Here is a 14,979-nt window from a genome sequence, read left to right on the forward strand (position 1 = left end):
CTTGCAGATCTTCTTCCTTAATTCTAGATTCCGTCATATTGTAGATCTTCAAAATAGAGAAATCAATATGATCCAAGACAGAACTATCTATGAAGATGCGTATATCTTTGCGGAAAACTTGTACGATATGGGATTAATGAGCGCTAGAGACTTTGAAAATTATTCCGATATCTTTCAAAGCATAGTAAACTACATTAAACCTCCTGATCTTTTAATCTATTTACGTGCATCTGTCCCAACATTGGTCAATAATATCCAAAAAAGAGGCCGTGATTATGAATCCGGTATTCGTCTGGATTATCTTTCTAAATTGAATGAAAAATATGAAAAATGGATCAATAATTACTCAGAGGGTAAACTCTTGATCTTAGATAAGGATAACCTTGATTTTGCAAATAATCAAGAAGATTTAGGAAAAATCATTCAAAAAATAGAAGCCGAGCTCTTCGGTTTATTTTAAAAACTAAAAAGCCGATTCTCATCGGCTTTTCTTATTTTTAATCCATGAAAGTAATTGGAATAATCCCCGCTCGATACGATTCAACGAGATTCCCCGGAAAACCTTTGGTTGATATAGCGGGTATAAGCATGATTCAACGTGTATATAATCAAGTTAAACATGCCGCTTCTCTAAGTGAAGTGGTCGTTGCAACTGATGACCAACGTATTTTTGACCATGTGAAAAGCTTCGCCGGAAATGTGGTCATGACCAAAAAAGATCATCAATCTGGAACGGACCGTTGTGCTGAAGTAATCAGTAATATCAGTGGATTCGATATCGCAGTCAACATCCAAGGTGATGAACCATTTATTGATCCTCAACAAATTGATCTGCTTGTTTCTTGCTTCCAAAACCCTGAGGTTCAAATCGCAACCCTGGTCAGACCAATCACTGAAATCGAGGATCTCGAAAATATCAATAAACCAAAGGTTGTACTGAACTTAAATCAAGAAGCGCTTTACTTCTCCAGGCAACCTATCCCCTTTCTAAGAGGTAAAAACATCCAAGATTGGCTGAAAAACGAAACATATTATAATCATATCGGTATCTATGGTTTTAAAGTAGATACTCTTAAGAAGATAGCATCCCTTCCAATCTCCAAACTAGAAACTGCTGAATCCCTCGAACAATTGCGCTGGTTAGATAATGGCTATAAAATTAAAACTGCCATTTCAAACCATATTAATGACGCCATTGATACTCCTGAAGATTTAAAAGCAATTCTTAAAAAATATTTTAATCAGTAGGTTTATAATTAACCTATTACAAAAAGAAGGTCAGGATTTATCCCTGACCTTCTTTTTGAATTCTATCGACATAGCCAATTTTATACTTCATATCTTATTGTAGGCATAACTTCAATTAAATCTGCATATACACTTAGATCTATCTTCTGCATATCATCAAAAACCTCATCTAAGGAATTGATTTGTTCTCTTGTCCGAATCCCAACCACACTACAGGCAACTGGTGAATGTAGTAAAGGATATTTTAAGGCGAGAGCCAACCTATTTAAATCATACTTACTGGAGATTTCTGCTAATTTCTTCTGAATTTCCAGAACCTCATGTACTGAATAACTCAAATATTTCTGAGCTGGTTTTTTGAGTAACAAACCCTGAGCAATGGTTCCTCGAGCTAATACCGAAATCCCGCTTTCCTGTAATTGCGGAAAATATTCCTCTGGTCTTCGATCAAAAATGCTGTATTGCATCATATCAGAAACAATATTGCTGTTTTGAGCATAATTTAAGAAAACCTTGGGACGAATGGATGATATCCCATAATACCGAATCTTCCCTTGCTTTACCAACAGCTCAAACGCCTCTACAATCTCATCAAATGGATCTTCAATAGTCCCGCCATGAAGTTGATATAAATCCAGATAATCCGTATTTAACCGTTTCAAGGATTCATCAATCGATTTTAAGATATAGGCCTTATCTGGTGCCCAATCCCAACCACTTCCATCCTGACGCCATTTATTTCCAACCTTTGAAGCCAAAACCCATTTATCTCGGTCAGCCCCAATTAAACGACCAATCAATTCTTCATTCTTCCCTTTATCATAAAGATCAGAAGTATCCAGGTAATTGATCCCTAACTCTTGCGCATGTTTGATAATATAGCCATTGGTTTGATCATGACCTTGAACCAATGACATGGCACCAAGTCCAATTTCAGAAATTCGAAGATCTGATTTACCCAATAAATTATATTGCATTCTCATTTGCTGATTTGATATCTAGCAACTCTACTTCAAATATTAAAGTGCTATACGGTGGAATAGGTCCACTACCTCGTTCTCCATATCCTAATGTATATGGAATAAAAAATCTGTATTTTGCCCCTTTCTTCATCAAGGGAATCCCAATTTTCCAACCCTCTATGACAGAATTTAAATTCAAATCCAAAGGTTCGCCTCTCTCATAGGAATTATCAAAACTCTCACCCGTATAGACTTTCCCAATATAATGTACCGTAACAGTATCACTAAGCGATGGGTTTAGCCCTTTTCCTTCCTTGATAACTTCATATTGAACTCCCTCTGGAGTTACTTTGATTCCTGCTTTGGTTTTGTTCTTCGCCAAAAATTCTTCCGCAGCGTTTTTTAAATTAGCATTCTTCTCATCTTGAATCTTTTGTAAGCCATTACGAATAATGCCTTCGCGCTCTTCATCCTTGAATACTACTTCCTTTCCATCCAGCACATCTCCTATTGCCTTCAAAAGTTGATCTTTATTCAAGGGTAAATCCATCCGTTTGATATAAGACCCTAAGTCCTGGCCCAATGCATAGGATAAAGAATCCTTCGAATTGGCCAATGCCTGAGCATTAACGGTTGAATTCAGCGCTAAACAAAAAAAGATTCCTAATATATACTTCATTATGGTTTATGGTTTTTTACAATTTTATCTATTATTTCTGCAGTACAATCTTGATAGTCTACACTGACTTTAGATTTTGCATTGAGCCAGGATTCAATATCTAATTCCGACTTCTTTTTTAAACTTTTAATGACTGGAACTCCTATTTCCTCTAATGATGCAGCATTTAAATGTTGCTCATACTGATTTTTCATAGGAATAACCAACAACTTCTTCCCTAAATATAAGGCTTCTGCCGGGGTTTCAAAGCCTGCCCCACAAAGAACTCCTGAAGATTCGGCCATACTCTGTACAAAGGCATCACTATTTATCGGGTTTATGGATACATTCTTCAACCGGAATGGCTTTTTATTATGCTTCGAAAAAACTTCCCATTTCACATCCGTAAACCGGGAAAGATGCTTTAATAAATGTGAATCATCATAGGAAGGCAAATAAACAGTATAATGACCCAAATCCTTAGGCTCCAATTCTCGAACCGACTGCCGAATTACTGGGGTAAAAATATGCGAAGCATAGGATTTAAAATGAAATCCATAAGAAATATTTGCCGGCGCATAATTTTTCATGATAAATTTTCCCAACATATCCGACTCCTCAGGCTTCGGACTCGATGGGTCAAATGCCCCTATCTGATGACTTAAACCTATACAGTTCTTCTCCTTAAAATAACATCCCCATGCAGATATAGGCTCAAAATCATTAATAACCAAATCATAATCCTCTACTGGAACAGAATTCACCTCTTTGACAAACTTCCTCACCGTCGAACTCATGAAGGTTTTCCATAAATCAACACCCCCGGATTTACCAAAAATAAAACTCAATCCATGATAACGGTACTTCACCTTAAAGGGTAATTCAATATCAGCTTGGATCCCGCTGATCAAAACGTCTACCTGACCATACTCCTGTAAACAGGGAATAATGTCTATCGCGCGACATAAATGCCCATTTCCAGTCCCTTGAACAGCATATAATATTTTCATCGATTCTGAATTTGACTCTAACAAAGTAACAAATTTCAGTTAATATGTTTCCACAAAATTCTACTTATCTTAACTGAAAATTATTAATTTTCGATAAAACCCTCTATCACAAGATGAAACGATCCATTATCTTAATGTTGTCGATAATCATAATGATAACCCTCTCCGCATGGGGTTTCTATCCCCACAAAATAATAAATACTAATGCCATATTTACTCTACCACCAGCACTGAATGATTTCTATAAAAGAAATCTCACCAAAATCCGAGACTATGCTGTAAATGCCGATAAAAGAGTATATATCGACCCGAAAGAATCTCCACGCCATTTTATTGACCTCGACCAAATTCCCCATAAAGATTCCATCCAGATCCCCTGGAATAAAGCCAAAGAAAAATATAATGTAAAACTCCTCATAAGCAGAGGGATTGTCCCTTGGCAAATTGAAAAGTCATTTATTCAACTCCGAAATGCTTTCTACAAAAAAGATAGCTATAGAATTATTAAGGTTTCAGCTGACTTGGGCCATTATACTGCCGATGCGCATGTCCCTTTACATACAACCAGCAACTACAACGGTCAGCAAACAAATCAAATCGGAATTCATGCCCTCTGGGAAACAAGACTCCCCGAAAAATATTCCAAAAAATATAACCTGTATGTCGGTCCTGCAAAATACATTGATAATGTCCTCGATTATGCTTGGTCGATTATTATGGAAAGCAATGCACTCCTCGATTCAGTGCTGCAACTTGAACAATATCTTTCTCAAAAATTACCCAAGATCCTACATAAATCTTACATCTTACGCGGACAACAAATACAAACGAATTACTCCGATTACTATGTGGAAACTTATCATCAACAATTAAATGGAATGGTCCATAAAAGAATGAAAAAATCCATTCATGCAATTGGCTCTCTGTGGTTTACTGCTTGGGTAGATGCTGGCCAACCTGATTTGTCCTATCTAAAAATGAATGACCTTCCTACTGATTCCATAGACCTGTCAAAACATAAAATCCCTCAAGGTAGAGAAGAATGGCATTAGAATTTTCATCTAAATATTTATTTTAACTAATTTCGCAGAAAATTTAATTAAAATGTCATCCAAAAAATTATTAATTCTTCTTTCTGCTGTACCTAATCTTTTACTTGCTCAAAATATTACCACGGATACAACTAAGATCAATGAAGTTATTATCCAAGAGAATAGATTTCAGATTCCTTTTAACCAACATAGCCGGAACATTCAGGTTCTGACTCAAAAGGATCTTAAAAGGCTGCCTAGTACAAGTATTAATGAAGTATTAAGATATGTTTCAGGNNAGGAGTAGACATTAGACAAAGGGGACCTTTTGGCACGCAGGCTGATATTGGAATCGACGGTGGTAGTTTTGACCAAACCTTGGTATTGATTAATGGCGTTAAATTAACAGACCCTCAAACTGGGCACCACATGTTAAATATCCCTATTCCAATTGAATCAATCGAAAGAATTGAGATCCTTCGCGGACCCGCTTCTCGAATGTATGGAATAAATGCATTAACTGGTGCAGTGAATATTGTTACTAAACAAGTGGAAAACAACTCTGTATTCGCCCATCTTTTTGCAGGGTCTTCTTTTAATAAAGTGGAAGAGGAAGATAAAAATGGCACTTATTATGGCTCTGGAGTTCAACTTGGGGGTACATTCTACAAGAAAAACAACCAACATCAATTATACGCCAGTAAGGAACATAGTAATGGACAACGCTATAATACGGCTAGCGATAATGAAAAAATATTCTACCAGAATAACATTATCCTGAATGATAATAATAAGATTCAGATGATGGCGGGTTATATCAATAATCAATTTGGTGCAAATGGATATTATGCCGCTCCTGGGGATAAAAACTCCGAGGAATTGGTCCAAACTTTTATCTCAAGTATCGCTTCACATCATCAAATCAAAGAGCATTGGTATCTAAGCCCAAGAGTAAATTATCGATATAATGATGATGATTACAGATATTTTAAAGATGATTTATCTAAAGGCAGAAGTCATCATTATACACATAGCGTCTCAGGTGAATTAAATGCATACCGTCAATTTAATTTTGGAGATCTTGGGTTAGGATTCGAAACCAGACATGAATCCATTAACTCCTCAAATATTGGTGACCACAGTCGTAATAATCTGGGCTTCTTTTCTGAATTTAGATCAACTTACTTCAAAAGATTCATCTTCAATTTAGGGGCATATATCAATTACAATACCGATTACGACTGGCAAGTATTCCCAGGATTGGATGTAAGTTACCTGATCAATGAAAAATGGAAAATTTCTGCCAGCAGCGGAACTAGTCAACGAATCCCAACTTTCACAGATCTTTATCTTAACCAAAGACCAGGAAACATTGGAAATCCAAATCTAAAAAGTGAAAATGCATGGCAAAATGAAATAGGAACTTCCTATCAATTGGCTAACCTAACTGTAAAAGCTGGTTACTTCTATAGGGATATTGATAATTTTATTGATTGGATGAGAACTTCAACAAGTGAACCTTATCAGGCTCAGAATCTTGGAAATAATATAACTCACGGAATATTTTCGAACATTCTGTACAATCGACAATTAGGAAATTCTTCAAGTTTCAACTTGAACCTTTCCTACACTTACCTTAATTCTTCAATAATCAATGATTATCAGAATGCTATTATTAAATATGGCATTGAAAGTTTAAAACATCAAGCTATAGGGTCTTTAACATTTCAAACAGGAAGTTGGTCAATCAGTACGGCAAACAGATGGCTTAACAGGACCTCCAATCATTCATATTTTGTTTCTGACGCACGCATAGCCTTCCAAAAATCAAAATATACCCTATATACAGACCTTCAAAACATCTTTGATACCCAATATATAGAAGTCGGAGCCGTTCCAATGCCTAGCAGATGGGCAACTTTAGGATTTAAATATAATATCAACCTCTAACAAAACCCTAAAACGGCTAGCCCACTCATGTCTAAATACTCTATACTAAATACTAAATACTAAAACTACGGATAGCCCGCTTACGATTATGTTTAGTCCTCGCGGATAGCCCGCTCACGACAAGATACAATTCCCGCGGTTATCCCGCTTACGATTATGTTCAGTCCCGCGGGTAGCCCGCATAGGTCTAAATACTAAATACTCTCTACTTAAATACTAAAACTAAAAAAGAGCGATAATAAATCGCTCTTTTTTAGTTTTTTAAAGTTGTTTCTCTAATTTCTCAGTTAAAACTGACTTAGGCACTGCGCCGATTTGTTTATCAACGATCTCACCATTTTTAAAGAACAACAATGCCGGGATATTACGAATTCCATAACGTACAGAAATATCTGGATTGTTATCTACATTAACTTTTCCTACCACTGCTTTACCTTCGTATTCAGTTGCAATTTCATCAACCAAAGGACCAACCATACGACATGGACCACACCATTCTGCCCAAAAGTCAATAAGTACTGGTTTATCTGATTTCAATACAACTTCATCAAAGTTGCCATCTGTAATTTCTAATGCCATTTTGATTATGTTTTATGTTTTTACAATTATAATGTACACAAATATAAGCAATCGCTAATACATGCTATTTAAATACAACTATTATTTTTTTTATAACCTATCAATTTAATTTATATCTCACACTCTCCAAGGCTTCTAGTCCATCCAGAAACTCGTTTGTAATAAATATCTTCTTCCTTTTTACAGGCATTTCTATAGAATATTCATCCTGAAGATCCATGATCATAAATTTCAATTGACAATTCGCTTCTTGCCCTTCTAGCTGCGTATAACTTATCAATTCTTGTAAGGATTGCATGAATTCTTGATTCAAGACATGCAATGGAAATTGAATCGTAAAACTCTTTGCCATCTTCTCCCGTAAATCAGATAACAATTGAATACCTTTTAACTCAAATCCCCAATTTCCAACCTGTTTAAAACGCTCCTGAACTAATCCCCTGATCTGAACAAAATAACCCTCCTGCAAATATCCCTTAAATTTAACATAGTCCTCACCGAAAACCATAATCTCATAAGAATCAGAGTAGTCCTCAATAATGAATGAACCAAATGGTTTCCCTGACTTGGCAACCCTATGGTTCGCCAGAGCCACTATTCCACCTAATACAACTTCCTTATTTTTGATTCGGTTAAATTCTAGCAGTACCTCCTGCTCTACTTCTGCCGCTTTTACCTTATTGATCATTTGAAGATCAGTAACTGTATTGGGACAGAAATGTCGCATCTCAAATTTATAATTATCCAAAGGATGACTCGTTAAATAAATACCGATTACATCCTTCTCATATTTCAATTTCTCAATCAATCCCCATGCTGGACATGGACTCATCGTTGGTTCAGGCAATTCTACTGCTCCCCCTGATCCAAATAAACTCACTTGGGCCGAGTTCTCATTCTCCTTGAATTTATGCGCAAATTTTATAGCCTTTTCTATTCCTGAACTACTATCGGTATCGGAATAGAAATATTGAGCCCGATGCGTATCTCCGAAGGAATCAAACCCACCAGCATAGGCTAAACTCTCGAATGCCTTTTTATTGATCATGCGTAAATCCACACGCTTCGCCAAGTCAAAGATGGATTTATAAGGACCATCTGCACGACTATTTACAATAGTCTCAACAGCCCCTGCTCCAACACCTTTTACAGCTCCAATACCAAATCGAATCGCTCCCTCATCATTTACAGTAAACTTATAATGCGACTCATTAACGTCTGGACCTAAAACAGTTAAGCCCATTCGCCTACACTCTTCCATAAAGAAGGTAACTTGCTTGATATCGTTCATATTATTGGACAATACTGCAGCCATATATTCCGCTGGATAGTGGGCTTTTAAATACGCTGTTTGATAAGCAACCCATGCATAACAGGTGGAGTGTGACTTATTGAAGGCATAAGATGCAAAGGCTTCCCAGTCAGTCCAGATTTTCTCCAAGACTTTCGCATTATGGCCATTCGCCTCCGCTTGAGCCACAAATTTTGGCTTCATCTTATCCAAAACTGCTTTCTGCTTCTTACCCATCGCCTTCCGAAGCACGTCGGCATCACCCTTCGAAAATCCGGCTAACTTCTGGGACAGAAGCATTACCTGCTCCTGATAAACCGTAATCCCGTAGGTCTCACTTAAATATTCCTCACAGGCATCCAAGTCATAGGTAATCGGTTCAATCCCATGCTTCCGCTTAACGAAACTTGGAATATACTCCATTGGTCCCGGACGATACAAGGCATTCATCGCAATTAAATCCGCAAAAACTGTCGGCTTTAATTCCTTCATGTATTTCTGCATCCCCGGAGATTCATATTGGAAAATACCAATCGTCTCACCTCTTTGGAATAACTCATACGTCTTCTCGTCATCTATCGGAAAATTATCCGGATCCAAATCAATATCATGTCGCAACTTCACATTAATTACAGTATCCTTGATTAGGGTTAACGTTTTTAACCCCAAAAAGTCCATCTTTAGTAATCCCGCACTCTCTACAACTGAGTTGTCAAACTGCGTAACATATAAATCTGAATCCTTTGCCAAGGAAACCGGAACGAAATTCGTGATATCATCTGGCGTAATAATCACACCACAGGCGTGAATACCCGTATTACGCATTGAACCTTCCAGAACCCGAGCCTGCTTGATGGTCTCTGCCTCAATTCCAGCACCATCCGCCAAGGATTTTAATTTATTGACTGCTTCCAACTCTTCCGCTCGTAAGACCTCCTTTAAAGCCTTATCCTCTAAATTGAAAATCTTATTCAATTTTAAGTTCGGAATCAATTTCGCAATCTCATTGGCATCAGAAAGTGGCAAATCCAATACCCTGGCTGTATCCTTAATGGATGATTTGGCAGCCATGGTACCATAAGTGATAATCTGGGCAACTTGCGAAGCCCCATATTTATCAATTACATATTGCATAACCCGACCACGACCTTCATCATCAAAGTCAATATCAATATCCGGCATCGACACACGATCCGGATTTAAGAAACGCTCAAATAGTAAGTCATACAAGATAGGGTCAATATTGGTAATCCCTAAACAATAAGCTACTGCTGATCCTGCCGCGGAACCACGACCTGGACCTACTGAAACTCCCATGTCACGTGCCGCAGCAATAAAATCCTGAACAATCAAAAAGTATCCCGGATATCCCGTTTTTTCAATGGTTGCCAGCTCAAAATCCAATCGCTCTCGAATGGAATCCGTAATTTCTTCATAGCGTCGTTCTGCACCTAGATAGGTCAAATGCTTTAAATAAGCATTCTCACCTCGCTTACCACCATCCACTAAATCTTCTGGAGATTGAAACTGCTCCGGAATTTCAAACTTCGGCAACAGAACATCCCGATTTAAAGAATATTCCTCAATCTTATCTAAAACCTCTTGAATATTAATGATGGCCTCAGGGGTATCTTTGAAAACCTGCTTCATTTCTTCAGCAGATTTGAAATAATATTCTTGATTTGGTAATCCAAATCGAAATCCACGACCTCTACCCTTTGGTGTCGATAATTTCTCCCCATCTTTCACACACAATAAAATATCATGTGCATGGGCGTCTGATTTATTGACGTAATAAGTATTATTGGTACCTATCAGTTTAACCTGATGTTTCTTTGCCAATTGAACCAAAGTGTCATTTACGCGATTTTCATCCTCTTGACCATGACGCATTAATTCAATATAAAAATCATCAGCAAATTGCTCTTTCCACCATATTAAGGCCTCCTCAGCTTGGGCTTCCCCAATATTCAACACCTTACTCGGAACCTCACCATTTAAATTTCCCGATAATACAATAAGGTCCTCTTTATAGCGCTCAACGGTTTCTTTATCAATCCGAGGAACATAATAAAACCCTTCAGTATAGGCGATTGAAGCCATCTTAGCCATATTATGGTAACCATGTTTATTCTTTGCCAAGAATACTACCTGATAACCATTATCCTTACGGCTCTTATCTTTTCGATTTTCACAAACATAAAACTCACAACCAACTATCGGTTTGATGGTATTTCCTTCAAATGTTTCACCTTTCTCTGCAGCTTCCTTTATTTTTGCTTCAATCTCTTTATTATGGCTCAGGGTTTTACTTACAAAGTGAAAGGCACCCATCATATTCCCATGATCCGTCATCGCCACTGCTGGCATGTTATGTTTTGCAGCTGCCTGAATTAAGTTGTCAATGGAAATAGTAGATTGTAAAACTGAAAATTGGGTGTGATTATGTAAATGTGCAAATTCTGCGGCTTCGAATTTGGCAAGGGTTTCTGGGTCAATAACCACTTTCTTCACCCCCATGCTTTCCGCTTGACGGATCGCATCTGAAGCTGCTTTTAAATTTACATGTTTTAAGCCTACCGGCTCAACTAATGTCGGATTCTCAGTCTTAAATTCAACAAAGTAACCCGTATCAACCTGTAAGTCACTAGCTGAAAATACATCCTTACGGATAAGCTCGAAGAAACATCGTGTTGTTGCTTCAACGTCGGCAGTCGCATTATGGGCCTCCGAAAATGGAACCCCAAAAAGATAACTATGTAATTCTGTTAAGGTGGGTAATTTATAACGACCACCACGACCTCCCGGTAATTTTAATAATTCAGCGGTAACTTCAGTACAGGTATCCAAAACTGGCATCGAAGACATCGGACTATCAACCTGATACCGGTAAAATTCACAACCCATAATATTGACATCAAAGCCAACATTCTGACCAACAACAAATTTAGCTTTTGATAAGGTTTCATTGAATTTTACTAAAACCTCAGTTAATGGAATACCATCTGATTCTGCTAATTCAGTTGATATTCCGTGGATCTTCTCCGAATCATATGGAATATTGAAACCATCAGGCTTAATTAAATAATCTTGATGCTCAACCAATCTCCCCATTTCATCATGCAATTGCCAGGCAATCTGAATACACCTCGGCCAATTATCGGTATCCGTAATTGGTGCATCCCAACGCTTTGGCAAACCCGTAGTTTCCGTATCAAAAATTATGTACATCGTTCTCTTCTCCCTATAACTATATAACTAACAAAAATACTTAATATTATCTTAATTTTCGACCAATTCCAGCCAACTAAAATATCCACAGCTTTAATTAAATATAAACGAGGAAATTAACTCTTCAGCTATTTTTTGTGCAGATTTTCCACAATACAGCCAACCCATTACACAGGTATAATGGATAAAAAAAACGCAGCTCTGACAAATCAGAACTGCGCCTTTATTTATTTCTTTTAAAAAGATTATTTTAAGATCACAACCTCTACTCTTCTGTTTTTCTGTCTACCTTCCGGAGTCTTGTTATCTGCAATAGGTTTGGTCTGACCTAAACCTTTTGTTGATATCCTGGAAGCTCCAATTCCTGCTTCTACCAAAAATTTCTCCACTGAAGCAGCTCGCTTATCGGATAACCAAACATTATATTCCGGTGTTCCCGTAGCATCGGTATGTCCATCGACCCTGATTTTGGATCCAGCATTGCTCCCCTTCAAAACCTTCACTAATTTACTCAACTCTGTTTTTGCTCCATCAGTTAAATAGGAAGAATTTGTTGGAAACAATAAATCTGATGAGATAGAAACCAAAATCCCCTCATTCGTTTGCTTGGCATCTTCAAACTCTCTCTTTACATTTTTAAGTCCGTCATTGGTACCATCCTGGGTCACTACAGCTCCTGGATTCACAACCAAGGCCTGTTGCTTACAAGAAAATAAGGTAAGACCCGCTAAAAAAATTAAAGTTAAATAGTTGATTCGCTTCATGTGTTTTTTTATTGTTTTGAATGCGTAAATATAATGATATTACTATTAATTATTTCACTTCTTAAAGATTCTTTGCTCCGCTGACTGGATTTCCGGAATCGCCTGATATAACTTCCAGATTAAGCCTGTCCGGGCATTCTCCAAAAGTATGGAAAGATTTGCTTGATTACTCGCAATATACTCATCCGAAACATCATCTGTCCGTAAATCCATCCAGGCCCGAAAACCGTATTCTGTAAATAAAAATTCCCCAAATTGATTATATAAAGCATGAAGCGAACGCTTTGATCTTGCTTCATCCAAAAACATCGATGAAATCGCTATTGCCGGATTGATCCGAAATGTCCCAACACTATCCCGATATTGATAAAANNAAGTCCCTACCCCAATCTCATTATCCCTACGCTTGGCAACCTGTGTATACTTCTGCAATACGCCCTTTAAATCATACTCCCCAACCTTACTCAAATTCGGATTGATAGTATTAAAGGGTCTATACATATCCAATAAACTGCTGGTATAATTGCCAAACGGCAAGTTAATTCCATACATCAGCGTATCATGCGTCGCTAAAACTTTGTAAACAGTATCCTGGCCGGCTGCTGAAACTATTTTTTTCTCTTCACTAACTGCTGTTACAACAGAATCTGTTGCTTGACTCTCTTCGCCATTCCCAAATCTTCTTAGGTTACCCCGAACCTGAGGCCTTTCAAATTTATATTTTAAAGCATTCGCAAATGCTTCTGGCGCTAAACTTGACTTCGTAGATGCAATCGCTAACATGTATGCATTCAATCCATTATTGATCCCAACTAAAGGGTCAAATGAAAAATACTCATCCACCATGTTAATTGATGACTTCAGAACCAATGGATCCGAAGGAAGGGTTACTCCCCGCCAATCTAATCGCTCCCATAATTGAGTGATGTCACCCCTTAATTTATTCTCTTCAGCTGCATCATTATTTAAATATTGACGAATGACCAATAAGGCCTCCATCAATGAACTTGTTGCCTGTATATCATATCGAGGTTGATCATCCAAGTAAACAGGCAATCCTTTTCGTCCATCAAAGTATGCCGGAAAAAAACCTTTATTATTCTGCGCTTTCGCTAAAAAACCAACAATCCTTTTCACCCTGCTCAAGAAAAGTGATTTACTTACAAATCCTTTCTCCACCCCAACCAACATGCTTAACATGGCTCCTCCGGTCTCACGTACTGAAACCAACGCTTTATCCTTCATGCGATAAGGCATGTACATCCCAGAATTAATATCATAATTCTCGACAAAGTAATTTACACTCGCCAACTGAATCAGATCCATTAACTCACTTTCATTCAACTGCTTTGGCTCAACCTCTAATACCTCCGAAAACGGTGACTCCCTATAATTATAGTCAACCCAAGCAATTTTATAATAATACTTTTTGGCCAAAACTGGTACATAATCCAAACCTCTTAACATATAGGTCGGACGAATCGCCACGGCCTTAAATTCTTTATTGTCCTCTGAGCGATAAATCTTAACATACCGAATACTTGGGGTCAATGGTACCTGCCATTGTAAGTCAATATGCTTACCATAGGCAGATGCCTTGGATAAAACCGCATTTGAAGTGAGAGGAGCTTCGGAATATTTAGATGGTAAAAACTCCATCTGATCTAAAAATAGCTGATTGGTGACTGCACTGGAATGATGTTGCCTTAAAATTATTCCGGTTATATTTTGGTCAATATTAAGTCCTGCAAATTCCCGAAGTGGAATTTTTACACTCATCCAGCTACTGTTATTATAATCTTCAATATAATCGCCTAATGGAATGGAAATGGATTGATTTAAACCTTGTTGAATGGATATGGATGGTAAATTCTCAGGCTTCGTCCCTTCGGATCCGACAAATAGTTTTAAACTTAAGTTATCATCCAAGGACACACGATAATGAAACTTTTGTCGGCTATAACGGATTAAAACATCCCAGTCGCCAGTTTCTGAAGAAATATATTTCAACGACAAAGCATTTCCAGGTGTAAAGAATAAGCTATCTGAAACCAGTAAATTCTTTTGAACATTCTCAACCCAGCTATCGCCACTGTAATTCACAATACTACGTGCATAGGACCCTTTAACCAAACTATTATCAAATATGACCTCTGGATAGGATTCTGATTTAACAATCTGAACCAAACAACAGAAAAATAGTAAAGTAAAAAGTCTAAGTTGCATATTCCACATTTAAAACACGAAAATAGCTA

The 14,979-nt window shown here is 37.5% G+C and carries 11 protein-coding genes; 4 read left to right on the plus strand and 7 right to left on the minus strand.

The window, feature by feature from the left end:
- Positions 1-460, plus strand: a 460-nt coding sequence (locus tag B4A24_RS15140; RefSeq protein WP_293945965.1) for a deoxynucleoside kinase, incomplete at its 5' end; no start/stop codon positions are given.
- Positions 461-504: 44 nt separating this feature from the next.
- Positions 505-1,248, plus strand: coding sequence for a 3-deoxy-manno-octulosonate cytidylyltransferase (gene kdsB, locus B4A24_RS15145; RefSeq protein ID WP_293945966.1), 744 nt, complete (start codon positions 505-507; stop codon positions 1,246-1,248).
- Between the two features lie 80 nt (positions 1,249-1,328).
- On the opposite strand, the gene B4A24_RS15150 is transcribed toward kdsB, so the two are convergent.
- From B4A24_RS15150 to B4A24_RS15160, 3 genes are read right to left on the minus strand one after another with little or no spacing between them, the layout of a single operon-like run.
- Positions 1,329-2,225: an aldo/keto reductase gene (locus B4A24_RS15150; RefSeq protein WP_293945967.1), complete on the minus strand. Its 897-nt coding sequence runs from the start codon at positions 2,223-2,225 to the stop codon at positions 1,329-1,331.
- Positions 2,215-2,889 (minus strand): FKBP-type peptidyl-prolyl cis-trans isomerase, encoded by a 675-nt coding sequence (locus B4A24_RS15155; RefSeq protein WP_277712787.1) that lies wholly within the window; start codon positions 2,887-2,889, stop codon positions 2,215-2,217. Before B4A24_RS15155 ends, B4A24_RS15150 begins: the two co-directional genes overlap by 11 nt.
- On the minus strand, positions 2,889-3,878 hold the full coding sequence (locus B4A24_RS15160) for a glycosyltransferase family protein (RefSeq protein ID WP_094256332.1): 990 nt from the start codon (positions 3,876-3,878) through the stop codon (positions 2,889-2,891). The genes B4A24_RS15155 and B4A24_RS15160 overlap by 1 nt, the downstream gene beginning before the upstream one ends.
- A gap of 113 nt (positions 3,879-3,991) precedes the next feature.
- Here B4A24_RS15160 and B4A24_RS15165 point away from each other — a divergent pair, with 113 nt between their 5' ends.
- A complete protein-coding gene (locus tag B4A24_RS15165) occupies positions 3,992-4,930 on the plus strand; it encodes a zinc dependent phospholipase C family protein (protein WP_293945968.1) in 939 nt (312 codons plus the stop codon).
- 330 nt (positions 4,931-5,260) lie between these two features.
- Complete coding sequence (locus B4A24_RS15170) at positions 5,261-6,859, plus strand: TonB-dependent receptor plug domain-containing protein (RefSeq protein ID WP_293946019.1); 1,599 nt, start codon at positions 5,261-5,263, stop codon at positions 6,857-6,859.
- Positions 6,860-7,120: 261 nt separating this feature from the next.
- Here B4A24_RS15170 and trxA read toward each other — a convergent pair whose 3' ends face one another.
- The 4 genes from trxA to B4A24_RS15190 form a co-directional block, all read right to left on the minus strand.
- Positions 7,121-7,438, minus strand: coding sequence for a thioredoxin (gene trxA / locus B4A24_RS15175; protein WP_094256329.1), 318 nt, complete (start codon positions 7,436-7,438; stop codon positions 7,121-7,123).
- A gap of 100 nt (positions 7,439-7,538) precedes the next feature.
- Positions 7,539-11,960, minus strand: coding sequence for a DNA polymerase III subunit alpha (dnaE, locus tag B4A24_RS15180; RefSeq protein ID WP_293945969.1), 4,422 nt, complete (start codon positions 11,958-11,960; stop codon positions 7,539-7,541).
- Positions 11,961-12,205: 245 nt separating this feature from the next.
- On the minus strand, positions 12,206-12,724 hold the full coding sequence (locus tag B4A24_RS15185) for an OmpA family protein (RefSeq protein WP_094281635.1): 519 nt from the start codon (positions 12,722-12,724) through the stop codon (positions 12,206-12,208).
- 54 nt (positions 12,725-12,778) lie between these two features.
- Positions 12,779-14,959, minus strand: a complete 2,181-nt coding sequence (locus B4A24_RS15190) for a glucoamylase family protein (RefSeq protein WP_422663680.1) — start codon at positions 14,957-14,959, stop codon at positions 12,779-12,781.
- Between the last annotated feature and the right edge of the window lie 20 nt (positions 14,960-14,979).

It is taken from the genome of Sphingobacterium sp. UBA7249 (assembly GCF_002472835.1).
GTDB classification, from domain to species: domain Bacteria; phylum Bacteroidota; class Bacteroidia; order Sphingobacteriales; family Sphingobacteriaceae; genus Sphingobacterium; species Sphingobacterium prati.